Here is a 24,404-nt window from a genome sequence, read left to right as displayed (position 1 = left end):
TTTTGTAACGCCCGTGGCTACGTTAGCGGGCCCCTGGAACGGCCCGTTTACCCGGGCCCGGATTCCGACGAAACGAGGTTTTAGCATGAAGAAATGGGAATGCGTGGTGTGTGGCTTCATCTACGATGAAGAGGAAGGCCTGCCCGAGGAAGGCATCGAACCCGGTACCAAGTGGGAAGACGTCCCCGAGGACTGGGTGTGCCCCGACTGTGGCGTGGGCAAGGAAGATTTCGAGATGATCGAGATCTGAGCCGCGCTCCCAGCCCGTCCCTCCCTTTCCCCGATCTAAGGACCCGCCATGAACCCCATCGTCGTCATCGGATCCGGCCTGGCCGGTTTCAACACGGTCAAGGAATTCCGCAAGCTGGACAAGGAGACCCCGGTGGTGGTGCTCACCGCCGACGACGGGCGTAATTACTCCAAGCCCATGTTGTCCACCGGTTTCACCAAGGAAAAGAGCGCCGACGAGCTGGCCATGGCCACCCCGGAGCAGGTGGCCGAACAGTTCAATGTCACGGTGCGCACCGGCGTGCACGTGGCCGGCATCGACACCGGCAAGCAGCGCGTGCTGCTGCCCGATGACCACCTGGACTACAGCGCTCTGGTGCTGGCCCTGGGCGCCGATACCTGGACGCCCCCCCTGGAAGGTGACGCCGTGGGCGAGGTGTTCTCGGTCAACGATTTGATGGACTACGGTCGCTTTCGCCAGGCCCTGGACGGCAAGAAGAGCGTCACCATTCTGGGCGGCGGCCTGATCGGTTGCGAGTTCGCTAACGACCTGTGCAACGGCGGTTTCCAGGTGAATCTGGTGGAGCCGCTTGGCCGCTGCCTGCCCATGCTGCTGCCGGAAGCCGCCTCCGCCGCCGTGGGGCGTGGCCTGGAAAGTTTGGGCGTGAACTTTCACTTCGGCCCCCTGGCCAAGGCGGTGCATCGCAACCGGGACGGCGAGGGCCTGGTCACCGAGCTCTCCGACGGCACCCACCTGGAGTCCGACGTGGTGCTCTCCGCCATCGGCCTGCGCCCGCGTATCGACATCGCCAAGGATGCCGGCCTGCGTACCAACCGGGGCATCCTCACCGACCAGCAACTGCGCACCAGCGCCGATAACGTCTATGCCCTGGGCGACTGCGCCGAGGTGGAAGGCCATGTGCTGCCCTATGTGCTGCCGCTGATGGCCGGCGCCCGGGCCCTGGCCAAGACCCTGGCCGGCGAGCCCACCCCGGTGAGCTACGGCGTCATGCCGGTGACCATCAAGACGCCGGCCTGTCCGGTGGTGGTGTGCCCGCCGCCGGAAGAGCTGGACGGCGACTGGGAGGTGGAGGAAGACGGCGACACCGTGCGCGCCCTGTTCCGCGACCGTGACGGCGCCCTGCGCGGCTATGCCCTCACCGGCGAAGCGGTCAAGGAGAAGCTCAAACTCAACAAGGAACTGCCGGCGCTGATGCCGTGAACCGCGGTCACCTGGAGAGCCGATGAAATTCCGTCTGATCCTGCTGTTGCTGGGCTGGCGTCTGGCCTGGCTGGCCCGCCGCCATCCGGGATTCCGCCAGCAGCTCGAACACCGTGACGTGGTCATGCAATGGCGCACCTTCGACGGCCGGGCCGCGCGCTGGTATCACTTCCAGCCAGGCCGGGTGCGCCGTGGCGGCGGCCTGCATCCGACTCCGTCGGTGACCCTCAACTTCAAGGACGCGAAGTACGCCTTCCATACCCTCAAGGCCTCCGGCAAGAACCAGATGGCCTTCATGGAGGGGATGCAGGCCGGTGACATCAAGGTGGAAGGCGACCCCGGCCACTTGATGTGGTTCATGACCCTGATGAAATTCATCATCGGCAAGGCCTGAATCGCGGGCGCTTGATACAGGTCGGTTGCGTCCCCCGGCGGGACGATTAGGATGGGGGCATTCAACCCAAAGGAAGCCCCATGATTGCTCTGCGACGTACCGTTCTGGTCCTGCTGACCCTGGCCCTGGCCGCCTGCGCCACTCCCACCGAGGTGAGATCCGGCTGGAACCCGCCCGCCGGCGAGCGCCCGCGTTTCGAAAACCTGTTCGTGATCGCGCTGGTCAACGACAACCAGGGCCGCGTCGCCGTGGAGGACGCCCTGGGCGACGCCCTGCGCGACCGCATCCGCCACGTTTATCTGGCCCACCGGCAACTGGACGCCGCCAACGATGGCGACGAGCTGCGCCAACGGGTGGAAAAAGCGGTGGCCCGCACCGGCGCCGACGGCGTGCTGGTGGTTTCCTTCCTCAAGGCCGAAGTGCGCGCCGACTATGTGCCGCCCCGCCTGCAGGGCTTCGGCCCGTCACTGGGCGCCGGTTACGACACCGTCTACGCGCCGGGCTATTACACCGAAAGCCGGGACTACTACCTGCAAAGCACGCTCTACCAGGTGGGCCTCGACAGCCCGGTGTGGCAGGCCCAGTCCCGGGTGATCAATCCCACCAGCCTGCATAACGCCGTGCGCGGCTACGCCGGCGACCTGGCCAAACGGCTGCACGAGGACGGCGCGCTGGCCCGCTGATCCCTGACCCATCGCGGCTGAAGCCGCTCCTACCGCGCACCTTGTAGGAGCGGCTTTAGCCGCGATCGCGCCGTGCGGATTTCCGCTTCAGCCGCGATCACGCCGCCGCCAGACCAGCGCCATCAGCAGCCCCCGGCTCGCCATCCAGACGTTCATGGCCAGCCACAGTCCGTGATTCCCCCAGCCGGTGGTAAGCCACCACACCGGGAAGAACAGGGCGGTGGCCACCACCATGGTATTGCGCATGGCCCGGGCCCGGGTGGCGCCCACGAACACCCCGTCCAGCCAGAAACCGGCGCTGGCGGTGAGTGGCAGCAGCAGCATCCACGGCAGATAGGTGGTGGCGGTGTCACGCACCGCCGGCAGGTCGGTGAGCAGGCGGATCAGTGGCGCGCCGCCCAGGGCGAACACCGCCAGGGCCAGGGCGGCGACCAGAACCGTCCAGCGTCCGGTGGCCTTCACCGCCGCGTCCAGGGCGCGCCGGTCGTCGCGACCGGTGGCGTCGCCCACCAGCGCCTCGGCGGCGTTGGCGAAGCCGTCCAGGGTGTTGCTGAGCAGCAGCAGGAAGGTGATCAGCACCGCGTTGGCGGCCAGGATGGTGTCCCCCAGCCGCGCCCCCTGGGCGGTGAAAAAGAAAAACACGGTGAGCAGGGCGAGGCTGCGCAGGAAGATATCCCGGTTCACCGCCAGCAGGCTCAGCATCGGTGCCAACCGCCGCAATGCCCCGGCGGGCAGGGCACGCCAGGCGTCGCCGAAGATTTCCCGGCGCAGCCAGAACAGCCCACCGGCCAGGCCCAGGTATTCGGACAGCGCACTGGCGGTGGCCACGCCGCGCACGTCGAAATGCCACACCTGCACCAGCAGAAAATCCAGCAGGGCGTTGCTGGAATGCATCAGCACCGTCATCTTCAGCGGCACGCTGGTGCGGTGCAGGCCGATGGCGAAGCCGATCAACGCGAAGTTGCCCAGCGCCGCCGGCGCCCCCAGGATGCGGATGCCGATGTAATCCCGGGCCAGATCCTGGACCTCCCCGCTGCCGCCCAGCAGCCACAACCCCAGCTCCCGCAGCTCCGGCTGCAGCACGATCAGCAGCCCGCCCAGCACCGTGGACAACAGCAGCGCCCGCGCCAGCACCACCAGGGTCGCCTTGCCGGCGCCGCGTGCCTGGGAAGTGAAGCCGGTGGTGCCCATGCGCAGGAAATTGAACGAGAAATACAGGAACATGAAGAAGTTGGCGCCCAGCGCCACCGCCGCCAGATACACCGGTGAATCCAGATGCCCGACCACGGCGGTGTCCACCAGCCCCAGCAACGGGGCGGTGATGTTGGACAGCAACAACGGCCAGGCCAGCGCCCAGATGCGACGGTTCAGGTGGGTGTCGGCGCCGGTACGCAAGGGCGACGCCCGATCAGAGCGGGTGGTCGTCGCGCGCCGGCTGATCCTTGGCGGCCAGTGCCCGGACGATCCCTTTGCGCACGCCGATCACGTGGTTGAACATGCGTTCCTCCGCCTCCTTGGGGCGGCGGGCGAGAATCGCTTCGTAGATCAGGCGATGTTCCTGACCGCGCTTTTGCACGTCCTCCAGGGTGAAGGCCATCACATTGCGGGTGAGCGTTTGCGGAATGCGGTGGCACAGGGCGATCACGTCGGACACCAGCCGGGAACCGGCGGCGGACTGGATCACGCTGTGGAACAGCTCGTTGGAGCGACTGTAGAGGTGACGGGCCTGCTCGATGTCGGTGCTTCGCAGGGCTTCGTCGGTCAGGCGGAGCGATTCATCCAGTTCCAGCTCCTCGTGGGCGGACAGGCCGCGCTCGGCGGCCAGGCGCGCGGAGAAGGCTTCCGCCAGCGCGCGCATCTCGAAGGCGTCCAGCACCTCCGAGAGATTGAATTCGCGAACGAAATAGCCACGGTTGCGGATATAGGTGATCAGGCCTTCGCCGGCCAGCACGTGCAACGCCGCCCGGATGGGCGTTCGTGACACCTCCAGCCGCTGTGCCAACTGGCCCTCGTTGATGCGCGAGCCAGCGGCGAGATCACCGTCCAGAATGGCATTGCGGATGGTCTCAATCACATGATCGTTGGGGAGCTCACCGGCGCCGGACCGTCGATCGCGCCTTGTCGGTGTCGCGGAGGAGTGATTCGGCTCCTTGGTCATGCGTTGTTCTCCATGGTGGTCTGGACGACGCGCCGGTCGGGTGGCGATCGTCCCTTTCGCGGCAGGCATGATAATGGAAGCACAGCCAGGATTCGATCACCACGCCGCCGCCCTCAATCAGCCCAGATGGGCCGGTAGCCACAGGATCAGCTCCGGGCTGAGATTGATGATCAACAGCGTGATCAGCGCCAGCAGGATGAATGGCAGCGTGCTCTTCACCAACTGGATATAACTCACATTGAAGGTCACCATGCCCACGAAAATATTGATGCCGAAGGGCGGCGTGATCATGCCGATGGCGATGGTCATGGTGACCACCGCGCCCAGATGCACCGGGTCCATGCCCAGTTGCATGGCCGCCGGGTAGACGATCGGGGTGAGCACGATCACGGTGGAATTGGGGTCGATGAACATGCCAGTGACCAGGAATACCAGGTTCAGGTAAAGCATCACCTCGAACGGTGAGCGCCCGGCCAGCAGCTCCGCCACCAGGCCCGGGATATTCTCGAGGGTCAGGTAGTAGCTGAGCGCCGCGCCGGCGGTCAGCAGGATCATGATACCGGCGATGATGCTGGCGGACCCGGTGGAAACCTTCAAAAGGCTTTTCAGATCCAGATTCCGGTATACCACGCACTCCACGAAGATCGCGTACACGCAGGCGCAGGCGGCGGCCTCGGTGGGCGTGAACACGCCGGAATAGATGCCGCCGAAAATGATCAACGGTAACCCCAGTGCCCAGCCGGCGCGGCGTAATGCCTCCAGGCGCTGATGCCAGCTTTGCCGCTCGGCGCCGCGCAGCCCCTTGAGACGCGCATAGACGTAGGCGTACAGCGACATCACCAGAATAAACAGCAAACCGGCGGCCAGCCCGGCCAGGAACACATCGCCCACTGAACTCATCGACTGCAGAGAATAGAGAATCATGGCGATGCCCGGCGGGATCAACATGGACAACGTCGAGGCACACAGCAAAAGCCCCACGGAGAAGCCGGGACTGTAACCCTGGCGGATCAGTAGCGGATAGACGATCGGGCCGATGCTGACGATAGCGGCCTGGCCGATGCCGGAAAGCGCGCCGAACAGACCGCAGCTGACGATGGTGGCGATGGCCACGCCACCGGTGAGATGGCCGAGACAGCTTTCCACCAGCGCCACCAGCCGTTTGCCGATCTGCCCATTGGAGATGATCGCCGCCGCGTAGATGAACAGCGGCACCGCCAAAAGGCTGAACTTGTTGATGCCCTGAACCATCTTCTGAACCAGGGTGAAGGCGGGCAGCCCCGGGCCGAACAGGTCGAAGGTCAGCAGGGTGGGCGCCAGAATCGCCACGAACACCGGCACGCCCACGGCCAGCAGAATGGCGGCGCCGATCAAAAGAACGAACGGCATCAGAGCGCTCCTTCGTTAAAGTCTTCGGCTTGCGGGTCATCGGGCCGGGCCTCACCGGCCAGAGCTCGCAGCGTGGCGCAGGCGAACGCCAGAGTGATCAAGCCACACCCCACCGGTACCGGCAGATAGAAGTGCGCGGTTTTTATCGGCAGCAGCTGGTCCATCTGTCCGGATTGAAAGCGCTGCACCGTGTAGGTGTAGCCCAGCCAGGCAAGATAGCCCGTGGTGATCATCGACAGCGTGCCGGATAACGCCATCAGCCCGCCGTACCAGCGGGCCGGTACCAGCCGGGGCACCATGTCGACCACGATGTGGCTGCCCGAACGCGCGGTCAGGTAACCGCCCACGAACGTCAGCCAGATCACCAGAAGACGGGCCAGGGAAGAACCGCCTTCGTAGGAAACGCCCAGGGTTCGACCCAGGGCGTTGAAGAACAGAATCGCCGCCACCAGCAGCAGAGCCAGCGCCATCGCCACGCCGAGTACCCGGTCGAGCACCCTCAGCGGCGCGTCGAGGGCTCGGGCGGCGGTGGCGAAAACGCGGCGGGATCGGACCAGAGCACTCATGGCGCGCCTTTAAAGGTTGGAGAATTCGTCTTCGAAGGCGTCGACGATGGCCTTGCCCCGGTCGCCGTTTTGCTCGATGTAGAAGCGCTTGACGCCCGGCAACACCTGATCGCGCATGGCGGCGAAATTCTCATCGCTCACCTCCACCACCCGGGTGCCGGATTCACGGATCGCCGGCAGCGCCTTCTCGTCGATCATCTTGTAGACCAGCTTGGCGGTCAGCGCGCCGCCATCGGCCACCGCTTCGCGCACCGCGGTCTGGCAGCCGCCGTCGAGCTTGTCCCACCAGAGCTTGGAAACCATGATCACCTGATCCAGCGTGCCGTGGTTGCTCAGGGTCAGGTAATCCTGGACCTCGTGAAACCGCATCAGGTAGTTGGTGACCACCGGATTTTCCTGGGTATCGATGGCGCCGTTCTGCAAAGCCACATAGGTCTCGGAGAACGGCATGGCCACCGGTTGCATGCCCAGCAGCTTGTCCTGTTCACGGATGATGGCGGAGGGCATTACCCGTGCCTTCAGGCCCTTGTACGCCGCCACGGTGTCCAGAGGCCTGTTGGCGGTCCAGGATTTGTAGCCGGTGTGCCATACCGACAACGACACCACGCCCTTCTCCTCGGTGGTGTCGAGCAGCTTGCGCATGGCGTCGCTTTCGATGACGGTTTTCAGCTTGTCGTAGTCGGTGGGCCAGAAGTACGGGAAATCCATGATGCCGATCAACGGCTGAAAGCCGACCAGAAACGAGCCGGGCAGAATCGCCACTTCCAGGGCGCCGGTCTGCAGGTTCTCGATCAGGTCCGTGGTGCCGCCCAATTGGGAGTTCGGGAACACCCGGGCATCGATATTGCAGCGTTCATCGTTGCTGACTTCCTTGGCCATCAATTCCGCGCCCTGGCCGCGCGGCGCCTCGCCGGGTACCAGGTGGGCGATCTTCATCGGCGTGGCGGCCTGTACGGTGCCGGCCAGACAGGCCCAGACGGGCAGGGTGGCGAGCAGAATTCTGGCGGTGCGAAACAAATAATCGTGCTTCACGGGCTGTTCCCCTTGTATCACATGCATTCCCAAAAAACGTAAATTGTATACGTTTTTCCTGTGGATCAAGTAATAGCAGTAGGAAAAGTGCCTGTAAAGCTTTATTGGATTCAATCTGTGCTTATAAACAGAAGCTCGTATTGTGTTGCTTTATTCTGGTGCCGGATTGCATCCCATTTGCTCTGTTTGCCCCTTTCGGGGGCGCGATGAACAAAAAAAGCCCTTCCAGGGGAAGGGCTTTCGGTGAGGCGTGAGCGCGGGTGAACGCCATCAGCGCTGCTGTTGGTACCAGTCGAAAATTTCCTCGCCGGTCATGAAGCACACATCCTCCCGGGCGGCGATGTGTTCCAGCGCCTTGCGGAAGTAGGGGGCCCGATGGGGCGCGCCCATGATGTAAGGGTGCACCACCAGCGCCATGACACGGGCGCCGTCCTCGGCGTCCTCGTGGATCTGTTCGAACTGATCAATGGCCCGCTGGGCGTACTCCGAAGCCGGGTGATGCTGGATCAGCATCATCGCCACGTCATTGCATTCCTGGGTGTAGGGCACATTGACGATGGGGTCGGTGCGGGTCTTCAGGACCACCGGTTGATCGTCGAGCACCCAGTCGCACACATAGTCGTACCCTTCTTCCACCAACAGGTCCGGGGTTTCCCAGGTTTCGGTGAGGCCCGGTCCGAGCCAGCCACGTGGCCGTTTGCCAGTGAATTCCTCGATGGCCCGGGTGGTCTTGCGGATGTCGTCGTGTTCGTTCTCGACCTTCTGCATATTGCGCTGGGTGTAGCCGTGGCCCATGAATTCCCAGTCGCGATCCAGGGCCGCCTGGCTGATCGGCGCGTAGCTGTTCACCGCGGTGCCATTGATGGCCAGCACGGCACGGATCGACAGCCGGTCCAGTGTTTTCAGCAAACGCCAGAACCCTACCCGGTTGCCGTATTCATGCCAGGCCCAGTTGGGAATGTCCGGCGAGGGCGCGCCACCGGCGGGAGGCGTCAGGACGGTACGCGGCATCGGCGAATTGATGTCCCACTCTTCAATATTGACGATCACCCACACCGCCATTCGCTTGCCGTCGGGCAACGACAGGCGGGGGCGGTCGGTGATCGCGGAATAATCAATGCGTTGTTTCGGCTCCATGTCAGGCTCCTTGGCTGAGAGGCGGGTCGATGCGTACGTGCAGGTCTTCGAGGCCATCGATGCGGGCCACCAGCTGGTCGCCGGGGGACACCGCGGCGACGCCGGCCGGCGTGCCGGTGAAGATCAGATCACCAGGCTTGAGTTCATACTGGGTGGACAAATTGGCGATGATTTCGTCCACGTTCCAGATCATCAGCTCCAGCTCACCGGCTTGGCGCGGCTCGCCGTTCACCTCGACGGAGATGGCACCGGAAAGCACATGCCCCTCGGCGGCGGGGCGCAAGGTGCCGCAGGGGGCCGAGTGATCGAATGATTTGCCCATTTCCCAGGGGCGCCGCATATCCCGTGCCTCGAACTGACGATCCCGCCGGGTCATGTCCAGGCCGACGGCATAGCCGAACACCTGGTCGAGAGCCTGCTCCCGGCTCAGATCCCGGCCGCCGCCGCCAATCGCCACCACCAGCTCCACCTCATGCTGAAAGTCCTGGGTGTCCTGGGGGTAGGGAATGGCGGCGCCGTCGGTGACGATGGCGTCGGTGGGCTTCTGGAAAAAGAACGGCGGATCGCGTTCGTCGCCTTCTTCCATCTCTCGAATGTGGGCCACGTAATTGCGGCCGACGCAGTAAATGCGGCGCACCGGGAAGCGGCGCCGGTCGCCGGATACGGGCAGGGAGGGTTGGGGCAGGGCAAAGAAACTGCCTTCGGATTGGGTCACATTGGCTCCATTGTCTGGCCTGGGGGTGAATCAGCACAAAATCCACGTCAAAAGCAGGCTATTAAAATACGATAATATTTGTCAAACGATTAATCGTATACGATTTTGGGCGAAAGGACGTGGATCGACCCCCTGTGGCGGCGGAGCCGCCATGGGTCCGGGAGGGAAAGCGGGTTGAAAAGCGCTAGGAGGTGGGGCGGCGCAGCAGGGTCAGGCCGAACAGCACCGCCGCGGCCACCACGATGGAGGGGCCCACCGGCGTGTCCGCGTGCCAGCTCAGGGTCAGCCCCAGCATCACCGACACCAGGCCGATCAGGCTGGCGAAGCCGGCCATCTGCTCCGGGGTACGCGCCAGCCGGCGGGCGCCGGCGGCGGGCATCACCAGCAGGGAGGTGATCAGCAGCACGCCCACGGTGCGGATGGCGCCGGTGATCAGCAGCGCCAGCAGCAGCATCAACAGCAGGCGGGTGGCCGGCACGGCCACGCCTTCCACCCGGGCCAGATCCTCGTTGACGGTGATGCTCAGCAATGCCCGCCAGCGCCACGCCAGCAGCGCGAGGATCACCGCGGCGCCGGCCCACAACACCACCACGTCGCGCCAGTCCACCGCCAGCAGGTCGCCGAACAGGTAGGCGAACAGGTCCACCTGCACGCTGTCCTGCAGGCTCAGGGCGATGATGCCCAGGGCCAGGGTGATGTGGGCAACGATGCCCAGCAGGGTATCGTCGGCGATCTGCCGCTGGCGCTGCAGGCCCACCAGGGCCACCGCCACCACCAGGCAGGTGGCGATCACCGCCAGGTAAAGATTGACCTGCAAGGCCAGGGCCAGGGCGGCGCCGAGCAGGGCGCTGTTGGCCATGGTGTCGCCGAAGAACGCCATCCGCCGCCACACTACGAAGGCGCCCATGGGACCGGCCACCAGGGCCACCGCCAGCCCGGCCAGCAGGGCCGGGGCGAGAAGCTCAATCATGGTGGTGCCCCCCATCATGGCTCGCGCCATGGTCATGGGCGCCGTGATGATGCTCGCCGCCGTGCACGTCGCCACTGAGATCGTGGTCGTGATCATGGTGGTGGGTGTAAAGGGCCAGGTTGGCCATGCCATGGGTGCCGAAAAGGCGCTGATAGGCCGGGTCCCGGCTTACCGCCTCCGGCGTGCCCGAGCAGCACACATGGTGGTGCAGACACACCACTTCGTCGGTACGCGCCATTACCAGATGCAGGTCATGGGAAATCAGCAGGATACCGCAGCCGGTTTCGTCGCGGACCTGGCCGAGCAGGCCGTAGAGGGCATCCTGGCCAGCCACGTCCACGCCCTGGGCGGGCTCGTCCAGCACCAGCAGGTCCGGTTTGCGCAGCAATGCCCGGGCCAGCAGCACCCGTTGCATCTCGCCGCCGGAGAGCTGGCGCACCGCGCGCCGGCGCAGGTGGGCCACGCCGGTACGCTGCAAGGCATCGCGGCGGGCCCGGGTATGGCCCGGCGCCGCCAGCCACAGGAAGCGGTCCACGGTGAGCGGCAGGCTTTCGTCCACGCGCAGATGCTGGGGCATATAGCCCAGGGTCAGCCCCGGGCGGCGTATTACCCGGCCCCGGTCGGGGCTCGCCAGGCCCAGCACCAGCCGCGCAAGGGTGCTTTTGCCGGCGCCGTTGGGGCCGATCAGAGTGGTGATGCGCCCCGGTTCCAGGGTCAGGGAGACGTTTTCCAGCACCGCCTGGCCGCCCAGGGTAAGGGCGGCGTCTTCCACGGTGACCAGTGCTTGGGTCATAACAACGAAGTTCCGGCCAGGCCAAAGAGGTAATGATATACTATTTCATTCGTCAAACGCCCGCCGTCTCCACGCGGCTTGCAGGAAGTGTTCATGCGTTATTCCATCATTGCCCTGCTGCTGATTCTCAGCGCGCCCCTTTCCGCCCGCACCCTGGTGGCCAGTGTCGAACCCGTGGCCATGGTGCTGCGGGATCTGTACGGCGACAGCGCCCAGGTGGAAACCCTGCTCGCCCCCAACCAGAGCCCGCATAACCCGATGCTTTCGCCGCGTCAGATGCTGACGTTGCGCCGGGCCGACCTGGTGGTCTGGTTGGGCGCCGAGGCGGAGCCGGCGGTAGCGGATCTGATGGCGCGCCGCGAGGGGCCCTCGGTGGCGCTGCTGTCGCTGGCCGGCGTGACCCGACGCCAGGGCGGCCACGACCACGGTGACGAGGATCATGGCGCTGATGATCACGGCCACGACCACATGGCACGTCTGGACCCGCACCTGTGGCTGGACCCGGCCAACATGGCGGCGCTGGCCCGGGGGCTGGCGGAACGGGACCCCGACGGCCTGCCGGAAGGGCAACCGGCGGCGTTCCTGGCCGGCCTGGAGCGCGCCACCGAGGTGGCCCGAGCCCGGCTGGCGCCGCAGGCCGGGCGCGCCTGGCTCAGTTTCCACAATCCCTGGGGCTATTTTCAGCATCGCCTGGGCCTGCGTGAGCCGGTCACCGTCAGCGAACAGCTCGGCGCCGGCCCCGGCAGCCGCCGCTTCGTGGCCCTGGCGGATCAGGTCAAGACGCAGCAGGTGCGTTGCGCCATCGCTGAGCCCGAGGCCCAGCGCGAGATGCTGGCCCGGCTGTGTCCGGACTGCCGGCGCGTGGACCTGGACCCGCTGGGTCGCGACCACCCCGGCTCCGGGTATGGTGCCTGGCTGGATGGCGTGGTGGCCGCCGGCTTCCAGCGCTGTCTGGCACCCTGAACCGGGTTCCGCCGCCCTTCGGCCAACGGCGCCCATTGAGCCGGCGCCCGAAACCGTTATCCTGAACCGTTTCTTGGGTTGAGGTGACTACATGGGGCAGCGGCAGGGAGAGACCGGGCGTCTCGCCATCACATGCTGGGATTACGCCTGGCCGCTGGGTCCCGCCTACGGTGCGGTGCCGGGCGCCGTTGAGGCACGCCTGGATGACGTGGTGGCGCGCGGCTTCAACGCCGTGCGGCTGGACCCCTACCCCCATCTGCTGGCCACGCCGGCCAATAGCGTTCATCTGGACCACTGCGAGATTCTGGCCGAGCCGGACCGGCGGCGCGGTTTGCCCGGTGGCGCCGTCACCGTGCCCATCCGCAAGGCGTTCCGGCGCCTGCTCGATGCCGCCGCCGAGCGCGATCTGAAACTCTGGTTGAGCGGCTTTTTCCTGCCCGACAGCCGCGCCCGGCGCTCCTTCGTGAGGCGGCCCGGTGATTTCGTCGACGTCTGGGTGGAAACCCTGGATCTGATTCGCCAATGGGGGCACCTGGATACCGTGGTGGCGGTGGATTTCTGCCACCATTTTCCCTTTCCTCCCTGGAGTCACGGTCCGGTTCGTCGCCTGTTTGGCCAGTCCGGCCAACGATCGTTGCCGGAACGCTGGAGCCGCGATCAGGAGGCCGGGGTGGAGCGATACCTGCTGGAGGTGCCGCGGGCTCTGCGCGCCCACTTCCCGGAGATTCGTTTCGGGCTCAGTGCCGCCGCCGCCGACAGCGAGCACCTGCGGCAGTTGGACACCAGTGAACTGGATTTCCTCGATCTGGGATTGTGGCTGGACGACGATCCGCGCTTCCGTCTGGCCACCGGCGCCGATCTGCCCGTGCCCGGCGTCCTTAGCCGGCGCCTGGCCGGTCCGCTGCGTGGCGCGCTGTTGGATGTCAGCGGTGATCACTGGCGCGGTCGCCTTCAGGAGCAACTTAACCGCAGGCTGGCGTTCGCCCGGGTGCGGCGGCTGCAGCCGGTGCTCGGCGAGGGCTGGCTGACTTCTCCGGGCGACCCGGGCCGTCTGCCCCGGCGCTGGGCGGGCTTCACCGAAACCGTGGTGGCCCAGGCGGTGGCCGGCGGCGTCGGCGCGCTCACCCCCACCAGCCTGGCGGCGCCGCACAACGATTGGTTATGGCGGGAGGCGGACTGGCTCGCCCATCTCAACCATCTGATTCTGACCGGCCCGGGCCGTTAACCGCGTTGCTTTACAGCTCGCCCAGCGCGTCGAACCGGTAGCCGAAAATGCGCGCGAACTCCGCCGGGTCCTTGCTGCCCTGGCCCTGGGCCTCGTCGGACACCGGGCCGACCAGCCGTGACAACCAGAAGCGCAGCGCCGCCACCGCCATGGCCAGGTTCAGCACCTCGGCGTCCCAGTCGCCGCCGGCATCCCGGTAGCCTGCCAGCAACGCCGCTTCGCGGCGCGGTACCGGGCGGCCTTCGGCGGCCACCGCCCAGTCGTTGAGCGCCACCGCCAGATCGTACTCCGGCCGTTCCAGGCAGGCGTTGTAGAAATCCAGCACACCGGTAAGCCGGCCCTGGCGGTCGAACAGGGCGTTGTCGCGGAACAGGTCGGCGTGCACCAGGGTGTCGCCGGGCTTGATGTCCCGCCAGCGTGCCAGTACTTGCTCCGCGTGGCGCTGGTCGCCGTCGTTCAGGCGGCACAGATGGCGGGCGAACTCCGCCAGCCGCTCGCGCTCGTCGGGCAGCGCCCGGGCGGGCTCGGCGGGTTGGCGGTGCAGGTCGGCCAGCAGGGCGCCCAGCTGGCGGCAATGCTCCGCTTCCGGCTGGAAACAATGGGCGCCGGGCAGGCGCGGCACCAGCACGGCGGGTTTGTCCGCCACCCGGCGCAGCACCTTGCCGGCCCGGTCCGCCAACGGTGCCGGCACCGGCAGCCGGGCTTCCGCCAGGGCGGTGAGCAGATCCAGATAAGGGCGCAGGGTGTCGGCGTCGAAGCGCTCGAACACGGTGAGCACCACCGGCCGGTCGCGATCGAGGCCGTCCCGGGCATCGATCAGCCAGGTGCTGTTCTCGATGCCGTGGCGGGCCGCCTCGGCGGCCTCCAGGCGCAGGTCATAGGCGGCCAGCAGCGAAGCCAGCGCATCGTCGTCGAGACGGGTGTAAACGGACATCAATTGATCCTGGAGAGAAAAAAGGCCGGGGATGACCGGGCCCAGTACCTCCGGCGATGGTATAACCCCGGACATTCCGTGAACAGGCCCGTTTTTCGAGGAGCACCATGTCCCTGCAAGAGAAGATAGAACGTACCTCGGTGCGCGCAATGATGGCCCTGCCCGCCCCCGTCGCGGGTCGCCTGGCCGGCCTGGTGGAGAAAGTCGATCGCTCCACCCTGGACCCGCGTCTGCGCCTGCTGCTGGCCCTCGCCGATGGCCGCAAGGGCTTCCATGAACTGCCTCTGCCCAAGGGGCGCGCCCTGTACGGGCAGATGATCGGCATGCTCGACGTACCCGAGGAAGCGGTGGCCGAGGCGCGTGACATCCAGGTGCCGGTGGCGGGCGGCACCATCCTGGTGCGCCTGTACCGGCCCAAGGAACGGGGCGGGCCGGCCCCGGCGAACGGCGCTCCGGCGATCCTGTTCTGCCACGGTGGCGGCTTCACCATCGGCAGCGCCCGGGAATACGACCGGTTGTGCCGTCATATCGCCAACGCTACCGGCGCGGTGGTGCTCAACGTGGATTACCGGCTGGCCCCGGAACATCCGGCGCCCACCGCCGCCGATGACGCCGTCGCCGCCTGGCGCTGGCTCACCGGGCAGGCCCGCGACCTGGGCATCGACCCGGACCGCATGGCGGTGATGGGCGACAGCGCCGGTGGCAACCTGAGCGTGGTGGTCGCCCAGCAGGCGCCGCTGCAAGGCCTGCCGGCACCGAAGCTGGTGGTGGCGGTGTATCCGAAAACCGACGGCGAGAACCGGATGCCCTCCGCCACCGTGCTCGGCGGCGGCCAGGGCGGTCTCGACCGGGACATGATCGACTGGTTCCACAATCACTACGTCCAGGACGAAAGCCTGGTGGAGGACTTCCGCGTCTCGCCCCTGCGTAACCCGGACCTGGCCGGCCACCCGGACACCCTCCTGATCACCGCCACCGATCCCCTGCGCGACGAGGGCCTGGCCTACGGCGAACGGCTGCGCGAAGCGGGTGTGCCGGTGGTCAACCTGGACTACCCGAAACTGGTGCACGGTTTCATCACCATGGGCGGCGCGCTGCCCGCGGCTCGCCGGGCGGTGGACGAGATCCTCGCCCACGCCCGCGAACGGCTGTAGGAGCGGCTTCAGCCGCTCCTACGATATCCGCACCCCGACCCTGACCCGGGACCTTGGTGGCGCTACACTGTGGCTTTCCGAATTTGCCCGACCAAGGACCCCCATGGCCGACCCCAAACCGATCATTCTCGTCGATGGTTCTTCTTACCTGTACCGTGCCTTTCACGCCCTGCCGCCGCTGACCACTTCCGGCGGCCGGCCCACCGGCGCGGTGCGCGGCGTGGCCGCCATGCTGCGCAAGATGATCAAGGACTATGAGCCCGACTACATGGCGGTGGTGTTCGACGCCAAGGGCAAGACCTTCCGCGACGAGCTGTTCGAGCAGTACAAGGCCAACCGGCCGCCGATGCCCGATGAACTGCGTGAGCAGGTGCAGCCGCTGCATGACCTGATTCGCGCCATGGGGCTGCCGTTGATCATCGAGGAAGGGGTGGAAGCGGACGACGTGATCGGCACCTTCGCCCGCCAGTTCGGCGCCGAGCAAAAAGCGGTGCTGATTTCCACCGGCGACAAGGACATGGCGCAGCTGGTGAACGACCACGTCACCCTGATCAACACCATGAACGACGCCCTCTACGACGTCGAGGGCGTGAAGAAGAAGTTCGGCATCGGCCCGGAGCTGATCATCGATTTCCTGGCGCTGATGGGCGACAAGGTGGACAACATCCCCGGCGTGCCCGGCGTCGGCGAGAAAACCGCCCTGGCCTTGCTCAAGGGCCTGGGCTCGCTGCAAAACATCTACGACAACCTGGACAAGGTGGCGGAGCTGGAATTCCGTGGCGCCAAGAGCATGGGCAAGAAGCTCGAGGAACACCGCGAGCAGGCGTTCCTCTCCTATGAACTGGCCACCATCAAGGTGGATTGCGAACTTCATGAAGGGCTGGACGAGCTCAAGCTGCGGCAGCCGGACACCGGGCAACTGGCCCGTTATTACCGCGACCTGGAGTTCAAGGGCTGGTTGACCGAGCTGCTGGAAGGGCAGGACCCGACCGCCGAAGGGCTCGCCGGCGACGCGGCCCTGGACGACGAGGCCGGCATCGATCGAAGCGGCTATGAGACGGTGCTCACCGAGGATGCCCTGGACGCCTGGCTGGACAAGCTCAAGCAGGCGGAGCTGTTCGCCTTCGATACCGAAACCACCAGCCTGAACTACATGGACGCCGCCTTGGTGGGCGTCAGCGTGGCCACCGCCCCCGGCGAGGCCGCCTATATTCCGTTCGGCCATGACTACGCCGGCGCGCCCGAACAGCTCGACGAAAAAACCGTGCTCGAAAAGCTCAAGCCGCTGCTGGAAGACGATGGCCTCAAGAAAGTCGGCCAGAACCTCAAGTACGACATGAGCGTGCTGGCCAACGCCGGCATTACCCTGCGCGGCGTGCAATTCGACACCATGCTGGAATCCTACGTGCTGGATTCCGTGGCCACCCGCCATGACATGGATTCCCTGGCGCTTAAATACCTGGGCCACAAGACGGTGAGTTTCGAGGAGATCGCCGGCAAGGGCGCCAAGCAGCTCACCTTCAACCAGGTGGGCCTGGAGGAAGCCGGCGAGTATGCCGCCGAGGACGCCGACGTCACCCTGCGTCTGCACCAGACCCTGTGGCCGCGCCTGGAAGAGATCGACGGCCTGAAAAGCGTGTTCGAGAACATCGAGATGCCGCTGCTGCCGGTGCTCAGCCGCATTGAACGCAACGGTACCTACGTGGATGCCGACATGCTGCGCAAGCAAAGCCAGTCCCTGGCCAAACGCATGATGGACCTGCAGGAACAGGCCTACGAAGTCGCCGGCCAGGAATTCAACCTGGGTTCGCCCAAGCAACTTGGCGAGATCCTCTACCAGAAACTGGAAATCCCGGTGATCAAGAAGACGCCCAAGGGGGCGCCGTCCACCGCCGAGGCGGTGCTTCAGGAACTGGCCCTGGACGGCCACGCCCTGCCGGAAGTGATCATGCAATACCGGGGTGTTTCCAAGCTCAAGAACACCTACACCGACAAGCTGCCGGAGCTGATCAACCGCCGCACCGGCCGCGTGCACACCTCCTACCATCAGGCGGTGGCGGCCACCGGCCGGCTCTCCTCCAGCGACCCCAACCTGCAGAACATTCCGGTGCGCAGCGAGGAAGGCCGCAAGATCCGGCTCGCCTTTTCCGCGCCCCCTTCCGATAAAACAGGGCGCCGCAAGATCGTTGCCTGCGACTACTCACAGATCGAACTGCGCATCATGGCCCACCTGTCCGGCGACAAGGGCCTGCTCGATGCCTTCGAACACAACCTGGACATTCACCGCGCCACCGCCGCCGAGGTCTGGGGCAAGAATCTCGATGACGTCAGCGACAACGAACGGCGCAACGCCAAGGCCATCAACTTCGGCCTGATCTACGGCATGAGTGCCTTCGGCCTGGCCCGCCAGCTCGGCATCCCGCGCGGCGAAGCCCAGGAATACATCGACCGCTACTTCGAAAAATACCCCGGCGTAAAACGTTACATGGAAAACACCCGCGCCGACGCCGCTGAGAACGGCTACGTGGAAACCCTGTTCGGCCGCCGCCTCTACCTGCCGGAAATCAACAGCCGCAACGGCCAGCGCCGCCAGGCCGCCGAGCGCACCGCCATCAACGCGCCCATGCAGGGCTCCGCCGCCGACATCATCAAACGCGCCATGGTCCAGGTGGACAGCTGGCTCACCGACAGCGACTTCGACGCCCTGATGATCATGCAGGTGCACGATGAGCTGGTGTTCGAGGTGGCGGAAAGCCAGGTGGACGCCCTGGTCAAGGAAGTGAAGCAACGCATGGAAGCCGCCGCCGACCTCAAGGTGCCGCTGACCGTCGACGCCGGCACCGGCGATAACTGGGAAGAGGCACACTGACCATGACATTGAAATCCCGCCTGCCCTCCGCGCGCACCCTGAACCTGCTCTGGTTCGTGACCCTGTCCGCGCCCCTGGTGATCGGCGTGGCGTTGTGGGGGCTGATCCGGTTCGCGGACTATCAGTCCGCCGGCGAGCTGCTGCCCCAGGAGATGCTCTGGCAACTGGCCCTGGGCGCCATGGCGCTGAGCCTGCTGGTGGCCCGGCCGCTGCGCAATTTCATCATGAGCCCGGAGGCGGTGGCCCGCCGACCGCTCACCGGCCGCAAGGCGGACACCGATCCCTCGGCCCTGGCCGCCGCCAAGGTGCACACCAGCATGTTCGTGCTGCTGGGCATGCTGGACGCGGTGGCGTTCATCATCGTGGCGTTCAGTTTTCTCCACTCCGACGCCGCCCTGGCCCTGCTCAACGGCGTCTATGCCCTGGTGCTGGCGGTGATCGCCAAACCGGATTTCGTCACCCTGACCCGCGACACCGAACGGGCCCTGCGGCAAGGGACCCTCTGACTCACCTGGAGACCCCATGGAATCAGCGTTCTGGAAAGACAAATGGCAAAAGCAGGAGTTGGGTTTTCACCTGCCGTTCGTGAACCCGGTGCTCAAGCGCAACCTGCCGGCCTTTGACCTGGCGGAAGGGGCCCGGGTGTTCGTGCCGCTGTGCGGCAAGACACTGGACATGGGCTGGCTGCTGGCCCAGGGCCACCGGGTGGTGGGCGCCGAGCTCAGCGAGCTGGCGGTGCGCCAGTTGTTCGAGGAGCTGGGCGTGGCGCCGGAGGTGGACGACTGGGCCGGCGGCCAGCGCTGGCGCCACGGCGAACTCACCGTGTTCCAGGGCGACCTGTTCCAGCTCACCGCCGAGCAACTGGGCCCGGTGGATCTGGTTTACGACCGTGCCGCCCTGGTGGCCCTGCCCGAGGCCATGCGTGCCCGCTACGCGCCGCACCTGCGCGCCCTCACCGGCGCGGCGCCGCAACTGCTGATCGCCTTCGAATACGACCCGGCGGAAATGGACGGCCCGCCGTTCCCGGTGTTCGCCGAGGAAGTGCGCCGCCTCTACCAGGACCACTACACCTTGCGGGAGCTGTCCCGCCAGGACGTCATCGAGAACCAGGACCGCTTCAAGGAAGCCGGCGTCACCTCTTTCGTACAGGTGGCCTGGAAGCTGAATCCGCTAGCGGCTGTTTGAAGAAATCCAGAGGGCTTGGCGCGGTTCCCCATCATTAAACCATCTCACACCACGTCCACCACCCGGCTGGCCTTGCGGTAGCGCACCCGCCAGCCGGACCAGGCGGGCAGCTCCCAGCGGCGTGGGGCGGCCTTGCGGTTGCCGCTCTGGTGTTCCAACTCCACCCGCCGTTGGGCAATTTGGTAGTGCACCCGCATGTTCAGATCGCTGAGCGTCACGAAGCGCGGGTACTTCTCGTCGAAGCGCTCCCGTTCCCAGTCCGGGATGCCGGGGAAGCACAGGTCCTCCGGTTCCAGGAGGGCACGGTCATCCAGGCTTTCCACTCCCATTTCCGCCAGGCGTTGTTCCAGCCAGGGTGCTGGTTCCGGGGCTTCTCCCTGATCGTGGCCCAGGGCCAGGTACAGGCGCCAGGCGTCCAGGTCGTCCATCAGCCGTTCGCCGGCCGGGGCCAGGCATTCGCCGTCCAGGATCAGGCGGGCGAGCACCTGGCGGGCGGCGGCGCCCTCCGGGCGGGTGGTGTCGGTGTGGATGCGCCGACCGGCGTAGCACCAGTGACGGGTCACCACCGGCTCGCCGCCGTGCCATTCCACGTCGCCGGTTTCCGGCTGCGCCAGGCCCTGGGTTACCAGCTCGAGCACGGGCACCGGCGCCAGGCAGGTGGCCAGGGTCAGGGTTTGGCGGGTGCCCTTGCCGGGCAGGCTGTGGCTGTCCAGCACCAGGGCCGCCTCGGCGTCCTCGGGGAAGCGGGAATCCTCACCGACGCGGACTTCCTCGCCGCCGTTGCCCATGGCGTCCCGGCGGCGTTCTTTTTCCCGGCGTAGAAACACCGCCCGGGGATTGGCGGCGATGGCGGCGGCGAGGATCGCCGGCACGTCCTCGTCCAGGGAGGCGGGCAGGGCGGGCAGATCGAGCAGGGCGCGCATCCGGGTGGCGAGCTGGCGCGCTTCGTCCCGGGCCGCCCGGTTCGGTTTGAGGCTCTCCGGCGGCGCCTGGCGCACCGCCCGCACCAGGGTGGTGGCGTCGCAGGGGCGCGGCTCCCAGTCCGCCAGGGCGCGGCGGCCGTCCTCGTCCCGGGGCAGGGTGAGCGGCCGCTGGCGGGCGCTCAGGGCGGCGGCCAGGTCCACCATGAAACCCCGGGCGGTGGCGTCCGGCATGGCCACGATCAGGTGCGCGAAGAAGGTGTCCACCGGCAGGGCGAACAGGGCCCGACCGCGCTCCGTGGCCAGGTCGTGGTCGTCCAGAGCACCGAGCCGGTGCAGTTGCTGGCGGGCTCGTTCCAGGGTGTGCGCCGGTAGCGGGTCGGGGAAATCCAGCGCCGTCGTCGGGCTACCGGCGCAGGCCGCCGCCAGCACCAGCTCGCCGAGTTCCTCGCGCTGAATCTCCGGCGGCGTGCGCGCCTCCAGGGGCGCGTTCTCGCCCCACAGCCGGATCACCCGGCCCGGCGCGGTGCGGCCCGCCCGCCCCCGGCGCTGGTCGGCGCTGGCCTGGGAAATCGGCGTCAACGACAGCACGGTGCGGCCGTTGCGCTGGTGGGTGCGGCGCTCCAGGCCGGCATCCACCACCAGGGTGACGCCAGGGATGGTGAGCGAGGTCTCCGCCACGTTGGTGGCCAGGATCACCCGGCGCCGGGGGCCCGGGGTCAGGGCGTGCCGCTGCGCCTCGCCGGTGATGCCGGCATGCAGCGGTAGAATGTCCGCGTTCAGGTCGCCGAGGGCGGCGGCGGTGCGTTGGATTTCACCACGGCCGGGCAGGAACACCAGCACGTCGCCGTCGTCCCGCGCCACCAGGCCGTCGCGTACCGCCACGCGTACCCGGGCGGGCAGGTCGCGGGCATCGGGCATGCGGCGGTCGTTGTCGGCGTGGTGGTGGACGCTCACCGGGTAACCCCGGCCCTCGGAATGCAGCGCCGGGGCGGCCAGGTAACGGGCCAGGGCGGGGCCGTCCAGGGTGGCGGAGGTGACCACCAGGCGGTGGCCGCCGTGCTGTTTGAGCAGGGCGAGCAGCAGGTCCGTGTCCCAGCGCCGTTCGTGGAATTCATCCAGCATGATGGTGGTGAACCGGGCCAGCCGCCCCTCCTGCAGCCAGCGCAGCGCGATACCCGGGGTCACGAATACCAGCCGGGTCCGGTCCGTGCAGGCCTGGTCGAAGCGCACCGCATAGCCCACTTCGTCGCCCGGGGCCTGGCCGCGCTGGCCGGCCAGGAAGCCCGCCAGGGCGGTGCAGGCCACTCGCCGGGGTTCCACCACCAGCACCGGGCCGCGCGCCATCGCCCACACCGGCAGCCGGGTGGACTTGCCGGAGCCGGTGGCGGCGGATACCACCACCGGGCCCTGGTCCAGGGCGTCCAGGAAGCGCTCCTTGAGCGGGTCGATGGGCAGGGTGTCGGCGTGGCTCATGGGCTCCAGGGGGCGGTCCGTCGTGGGCGGCAATGGTAACGGGCGCCGCCGGCGCCGGCCAACGGGCCGGCTGTTGAACACCCGGTGACACATCCTGTTAATGAACAGTGTTTAGTAAAAGGTGACTTCTCCTGTATCAATTGAACGGCGTTTAATAACTACAGGAGAACGGCATGGTTTCCTTTACCTCTTGGGCGCGGCGCCTGGCCGGTGGACTGGTGTTGCTGCTGGCCGCCGCCACCGCCCAGGCGGCGGGCCTGATGACCCCCACGGACGGCGGCGTGCCGCCACTGAAGCTGCGTGAGCAGCATGTCACCGTGGATGTGGAAGACGGCTACGCCATTACCGAAGTGGAGCAGGTGTTCCACAACCCCAATGATCGGGACCTGGAAGCCCACTATCGTTTCCCGGTGCCGGCCAAGGGCACGGTGGCGGAGTTCACCGTGTGGATTGATGGCAAGCCGGTGGTCGGTGAGGTCCTGCCTCGGGACAAGGCCCGCCAGGTGTATGAACAGGAAAAAGCCGCCGGCCGTGAAGCGGGACTCACCGAGAAGGACGAGTACAAGGCGTTCGATGTGCTGGTGAACCCGGTGCGCGCCGGCGGCGACACCCGGGTGCGGCTGGTCTACATGCAGCCCGCCGGGGTGGACACCGGCGTGGGCCGCTACGTTTATCCCCTGGAAGAGGGCGGGGTGGACCAGCGGCAACTGGACTTCTGGACCGCCAACGAACGGGTCGAGGAGCACTTCACCTTTACTCTCAACCTGCGCGCCGGCTATCCGGTGGCGGCGGTGCGGGTGCCGGACCAGCCCGGTGCCGCCATCACCCAGCAGGGCCCGCGCCAATGGCGGGTAACCCTGGACAACCGGGCCGCTGCGTCGCAAGCCGGGGGGGCGGCCAGAGAGCAGGGCATGGAGCAAGGCGCCGAGCGGGAAACCGCCGCCGGCGACGGCAAGCCGGCGTTCCAGCTGGATCGGGACGTCGTGGTCTACTGGCGCCACCCGAAGGACCTGCCAGGCACCGTGGATCTGGTGGCCTACAAGGCGCCGGGCTCGGACCGGGGTACCTTCATGATGAGCCTGACCCCCGGTGATGATCTGCCGCCGGTCAGCGGTGGCCGCGACTGGGTGTTCGTGCTCGACGTGTCCGGTTCCATGGCCGGCAAGCTGGCCACCCTGGCGGACGGCGTCGGCAAGGCCCTGGGCCGCCTTCGCCCGGAGGACCGCTTCCGCATCGTGCTGTTCAACGATGGTACCCGGGAGCTCACCAACGGCTTTGTGGCGGTGACGCCGGAGGCGGTGAACGACTACGTGAAGCGGGTGGCCGGCCTGCAGTCTTCCGGCGGCACCAACCTGTACGACGGCCTGAAAAGCGGCCTTAAGTCCCTGGACGCGGACCGCCCCACCGGCATCGTGCTGGTCACCGATGGCGTCGCCAATGTGGGCGTCACCGCGCAAAAGCGCTTCCTGGAACTGCTCGATAAGCGGGATGTTCGCCTGTTTACCTTCATCATGGGCAACAGCGCCAACCGTCCCCTGCTCACCGCGCTCACCGATGCCAGCAACGGCTTTGCCCTGAGCGTCTCCAACAGCGATGACATTGTTGGCCGGCTGATGCAGGCCACCGGCAAGCTCACCCACCAGGCCATGAACGACGTGCGCCTGGACATCGACGGCGTGAAAACCGCCGACCGTACACCGGCGCGCATCGGCTCCGTTTACCGGGGCGAGCGCATCGTGGTGATGGGGCATTACTGGGGCGACGGCCCGGCGGATGTGACCCTGAACACCCGGGTGGGCGGCCAGGAACGGCAATACCGAAGCCGCTTCACCTTCCCGAAAGAGGGCGGCGACAACCCGGAACTGGAACGGCTGTGGGCCTACGCCACCATCCAGGATCTGGCCCGGGAACGGGATAACTTCGGCGCCGACGCCGACCTGGAGGACGCCATCACCGACCTGGCTCTGGAGTACGGCCTGGTCACCGATTACACCTCCATGGTGGTGCTGCGCGATGAGGTGTTCGAGACATACGGCATCGAGCGCCGCAACGCCGACCGCCGCGATCTCGAGCGGCTCGCCAAGGCCCGCCGCGAAGCCAGCGCGCCGGCCTCCAACCGGGCCGACCAGAGCCAGCCCATGTTCCAGCAACCGCGCGCTTCCATGGGCGGCGGTGGCGGCAGCGGCGGCGCCGCCGGCCCCTGGTCCTGGCTGCCGTTCCTGGTCATGGCCGTGGCCGGCCTGCTGCGCCGCCGGCGCTAGCCCAGCCAGTCCGGAAAATTACCGATCGGGAAAATGTTCGCCTACGGGACATGCAATCAGCGAAATATTCCCGGTCGGTATGATTTTCACCAGGGCAGCACCGAGCCGTCGGAGTGCAAGAAGGTGCCGG

General features: G+C 66.7%; 22 protein-coding genes. 11 read left to right on the top strand and 11 right to left on the bottom strand.

All coding sequences use genetic code 11. From position 1 onward, the window contains the following. Positions 1-85: 85 nt before the first annotated feature. The 4 genes from rd (at position 86) to JF515_RS10845 (ending at position 2,527) form a co-directional block, all read left to right on the top strand. Complete coding sequence (gene rd, locus JF515_RS10860) at positions 86-250, top strand: rubredoxin (RefSeq protein WP_138773523.1); 165 nt, start codon at positions 86-88, stop codon at positions 248-250. Positions 251-298: 48 nt separating this feature from the next. Then, a complete protein-coding gene (locus JF515_RS10855) occupies positions 299-1,450 on the top strand; it encodes an NAD(P)/FAD-dependent oxidoreductase (protein ID WP_203104068.1) in 1,152 nt (383 codons plus the stop codon). A gap of 22 nt (positions 1,451-1,472) precedes the next feature. Next, on the top strand, positions 1,473-1,844 hold the full coding sequence (locus JF515_RS10850) for a hypothetical protein (RefSeq protein ID WP_203104066.1): 372 nt from the start codon (positions 1,473-1,475) through the stop codon (positions 1,842-1,844). An 80-nt stretch (positions 1,845-1,924) separates the two neighbouring features. Next, positions 1,925-2,527 (top strand): hypothetical protein, encoded by a 603-nt coding sequence (locus tag JF515_RS10845; RefSeq protein ID WP_203104064.1) that lies wholly within the window; start codon positions 1,925-1,927, stop codon positions 2,525-2,527. An 87-nt stretch (positions 2,528-2,614) separates the two neighbouring features. Here JF515_RS10845 and JF515_RS10840 read toward each other — a convergent pair whose 3' ends face one another. From JF515_RS10840 to znuC, 9 genes are all read right to left on the bottom strand, one after another. Next, the gene (locus JF515_RS10840) at positions 2,615-3,922 is read right to left on the bottom strand and encodes an MATE family efflux transporter (RefSeq protein WP_203104062.1); all 1,308 of its coding nucleotides are present in this window, start codon (positions 3,920-3,922) and stop codon (positions 2,615-2,617) included. Between the two features lie 13 nt (positions 3,923-3,935). Further along, positions 3,936-4,685, bottom strand: coding sequence for a GntR family transcriptional regulator (locus JF515_RS10835; RefSeq protein ID WP_203104060.1), 750 nt, complete (start codon positions 4,683-4,685; stop codon positions 3,936-3,938). Positions 4,686-4,802: 117 nt separating this feature from the next. Continuing rightward, positions 4,803-6,074: a TRAP transporter large permease gene (locus tag JF515_RS10830; protein WP_203104057.1), complete on the bottom strand. Its 1,272-nt coding sequence runs from the start codon at positions 6,072-6,074 to the stop codon at positions 4,803-4,805. Further along, a complete protein-coding gene (locus JF515_RS10825; RefSeq protein ID WP_203104055.1) occupies positions 6,074-6,640 on the bottom strand; it encodes a TRAP transporter small permease in 567 nt (188 codons plus the stop codon). Before JF515_RS10825 ends, JF515_RS10830 begins: the two co-directional genes overlap by 1 nt. A 9-nt stretch (positions 6,641-6,649) precedes the next feature. Further along, entirely contained in the window at positions 6,650-7,672 is a 1,023-nt protein-coding gene (locus tag JF515_RS10820; RefSeq protein WP_203104053.1) for a DctP family TRAP transporter solute-binding subunit, read from the bottom strand. Positions 7,673-7,942: 270 nt separating this feature from the next. Continuing rightward, positions 7,943-8,809 carry a polysaccharide deacetylase family protein gene (locus JF515_RS10815; RefSeq protein WP_203104051.1) on the bottom strand — a complete coding sequence of 289 codons (867 nt, stop codon included), beginning with the start codon at positions 8,807-8,809 and terminating at the stop codon, positions 7,943-7,945. A gap of 1 nt (position 8,810) precedes the next feature. Beyond that, positions 8,811-9,524, bottom strand: coding sequence for a fumarylacetoacetate hydrolase family protein (locus JF515_RS10810; protein ID WP_338015202.1), 714 nt, complete (start codon positions 9,522-9,524; stop codon positions 8,811-8,813). A gap of 184 nt (positions 9,525-9,708) precedes the next feature. Further along, positions 9,709-10,494, bottom strand: coding sequence for a zinc ABC transporter permease subunit ZnuB (gene znuB / locus JF515_RS10805; protein ID WP_203104049.1), 786 nt, complete (start codon positions 10,492-10,494; stop codon positions 9,709-9,711). Next, the gene (gene znuC, locus JF515_RS10800) at positions 10,487-11,287 is read right to left on the bottom strand and encodes a zinc ABC transporter ATP-binding protein ZnuC (protein ID WP_203104047.1); all 801 of its coding nucleotides are present in this window, start codon (positions 11,285-11,287) and stop codon (positions 10,487-10,489) included. The genes znuB and znuC overlap by 8 nt, the downstream gene beginning before the upstream one ends. Positions 11,288-11,380: 93 nt before the next feature. Here znuC and JF515_RS10795 point away from each other — a divergent pair, with 93 nt between their 5' ends. Then, positions 11,381-12,250, top strand: coding sequence for a metal ABC transporter substrate-binding protein (locus tag JF515_RS10795; RefSeq protein ID WP_203104045.1), 870 nt, complete (start codon positions 11,381-11,383; stop codon positions 12,248-12,250). Positions 12,251-12,341: 91 nt separating this feature from the next. Continuing rightward, the gene (locus tag JF515_RS10790; RefSeq protein ID WP_203104043.1) at positions 12,342-13,475 is read left to right on the top strand and encodes a cellulase-like family protein; all 1,134 of its coding nucleotides are present in this window, start codon (positions 12,342-12,344) and stop codon (positions 13,473-13,475) included. Positions 13,476-13,485: 10 nt separating this feature from the next. Here JF515_RS10790 and JF515_RS10785 read toward each other — a convergent pair whose 3' ends face one another. After that, complete coding sequence (locus tag JF515_RS10785; RefSeq protein WP_203104041.1) at positions 13,486-14,409, bottom strand: homoserine kinase; 924 nt, start codon at positions 14,407-14,409, stop codon at positions 13,486-13,488. Positions 14,410-14,516: 107 nt separating this feature from the next. On the opposite strand from JF515_RS10785, the gene JF515_RS10780 reads away from it, so the two are divergent. The 4 genes from JF515_RS10780 to tmpT all read left to right on the top strand — a co-directional run bounded on the left by JF515_RS10780 (position 14,517) and on the right by tmpT (position 19,617). Next, positions 14,517-15,563, top strand: a complete 1,047-nt coding sequence (locus JF515_RS10780; RefSeq protein WP_203104039.1) for an alpha/beta hydrolase — start codon at positions 14,517-14,519, stop codon at positions 15,561-15,563. 103 nt (positions 15,564-15,666) lie between these two features. Continuing rightward, complete coding sequence (gene polA / locus JF515_RS10775) at positions 15,667-18,432, top strand: DNA polymerase I (protein WP_203104037.1); 2,766 nt, start codon at positions 15,667-15,669, stop codon at positions 18,430-18,432. A gap of 2 nt (positions 18,433-18,434) precedes the next feature. Then, on the top strand, positions 18,435-18,938 hold the full coding sequence (locus tag JF515_RS10770; RefSeq protein ID WP_238400962.1) for a hypothetical protein: 504 nt from the start codon (positions 18,435-18,437) through the stop codon (positions 18,936-18,938). A gap of 16 nt (positions 18,939-18,954) precedes the next feature. Further along, positions 18,955-19,617, top strand: coding sequence for a thiopurine S-methyltransferase (gene tmpT, locus JF515_RS10765; RefSeq protein WP_203104035.1), 663 nt, complete (start codon positions 18,955-18,957; stop codon positions 19,615-19,617). Positions 19,618-19,661: 44 nt separating this feature from the next. Here the strand turns inward: tmpT and JF515_RS10760 are convergent, their stop codons facing one another. Then, the gene (locus JF515_RS10760) at positions 19,662-22,013 is read right to left on the bottom strand and encodes a helicase-related protein (protein WP_203104033.1); all 2,352 of its coding nucleotides are present in this window, start codon (positions 22,011-22,013) and stop codon (positions 19,662-19,664) included. A gap of 173 nt (positions 22,014-22,186) precedes the next feature. Between JF515_RS10760 and JF515_RS10755 the strand changes: the two genes are divergently transcribed. Next, positions 22,187-24,274, top strand: coding sequence for a VIT and vWA domain-containing protein (locus JF515_RS10755; RefSeq protein ID WP_203104031.1), 2,088 nt, complete (start codon positions 22,187-22,189; stop codon positions 24,272-24,274). Positions 24,275-24,404 lie beyond the last annotated feature (130 nt).

It is taken from the genome of Alloalcanivorax marinus (assembly GCF_016785095.1).
GTDB lineage: Bacteria > Pseudomonadota > Gammaproteobacteria > Pseudomonadales > Alcanivoracaceae > Alloalcanivorax > Alloalcanivorax marinus_A.
The sequence above is the reverse complement of the archived record's forward strand: the minus strand, read 5'-3'. Positions and strand labels throughout refer to the sequence as shown.

What these genes read in the sequence shown, in the direction of transcription:
- rd (WP_138773523.1), top strand. Translation starts at nt 86, where the DNA reads ATGAAGAAATGGGAATGCGTGGTGTGTGGCTTCATCTACGATGAAGAG.
- JF515_RS10855 (WP_203104068.1), top strand. Translation starts at nt 299, where the DNA reads ATGAACCCCATCGTCGTCATCGGATCCGGCCTGGCCGGTTTCAACACG.
- JF515_RS10850 (WP_203104066.1), top strand. Translation starts at nt 1,473, where the DNA reads ATGAAATTCCGTCTGATCCTGCTGTTGCTGGGCTGGCGTCTGGCCTGG.
- JF515_RS10845 (WP_203104064.1), top strand. Translation starts at nt 1,925, where the DNA reads ATGATTGCTCTGCGACGTACCGTTCTGGTCCTGCTGACCCTGGCCCTG.
- JF515_RS10835 (WP_203104060.1), bottom strand. Translation starts at nt 4,685, where the DNA reads ATGACCAAGGAGCCGAATCACTCCTCCGCGACACCGACAAGGCGCGAT.
- JF515_RS10830 (WP_203104057.1), bottom strand. Translation starts at nt 6,074, where the DNA reads ATGCCGTTCGTTCTTTTGATCGGCGCCGCCATTCTGCTGGCCGTGGGC.
- JF515_RS10825 (WP_203104055.1), bottom strand. Translation starts at nt 6,640, where the DNA reads ATGAGTGCTCTGGTCCGATCCCGCCGCGTTTTCGCCACCGCCGCCCGA.
- JF515_RS10815 (WP_203104051.1), bottom strand. Translation starts at nt 8,809, where the DNA reads ATGGAGCCGAAACAACGCATTGATTATTCCGCGATCACCGACCGCCCC.
- znuB (WP_203104049.1), bottom strand. Translation starts at nt 10,494, where the DNA reads ATGATTGAGCTTCTCGCCCCGGCCCTGCTGGCCGGGCTGGCGGTGGCC.
- znuC (WP_203104047.1), bottom strand. Translation starts at nt 11,287, where the DNA reads ATGACCCAAGCACTGGTCACCGTGGAAGACGCCGCCCTTACCCTGGGC.
- JF515_RS10795 (WP_203104045.1), top strand. Translation starts at nt 11,381, where the DNA reads ATGCGTTATTCCATCATTGCCCTGCTGCTGATTCTCAGCGCGCCCCTT.
- JF515_RS10790 (WP_203104043.1), top strand. Translation starts at nt 12,342, where the DNA reads ATGGGGCAGCGGCAGGGAGAGACCGGGCGTCTCGCCATCACATGCTGG.
- JF515_RS10785 (WP_203104041.1), bottom strand. Translation starts at nt 14,409, where the DNA reads ATGTCCGTTTACACCCGTCTCGACGACGATGCGCTGGCTTCGCTGCTG.
- JF515_RS10780 (WP_203104039.1), top strand. Translation starts at nt 14,517, where the DNA reads ATGTCCCTGCAAGAGAAGATAGAACGTACCTCGGTGCGCGCAATGATG.
- polA (WP_203104037.1), top strand. Translation starts at nt 15,667, where the DNA reads ATGGCCGACCCCAAACCGATCATTCTCGTCGATGGTTCTTCTTACCTG.
- JF515_RS10770 (WP_238400962.1), top strand. Translation starts at nt 18,435, where the DNA reads ATGACATTGAAATCCCGCCTGCCCTCCGCGCGCACCCTGAACCTGCTC.
- tmpT (WP_203104035.1), top strand. Translation starts at nt 18,955, where the DNA reads ATGGAATCAGCGTTCTGGAAAGACAAATGGCAAAAGCAGGAGTTGGGT.
- JF515_RS10760 (WP_203104033.1), bottom strand. Translation starts at nt 22,013, where the DNA reads ATGAGCCACGCCGACACCCTGCCCATCGACCCGCTCAAGGAGCGCTTC.
- JF515_RS10755 (WP_203104031.1), top strand. Translation starts at nt 22,187, where the DNA reads ATGGTTTCCTTTACCTCTTGGGCGCGGCGCCTGGCCGGTGGACTGGTG.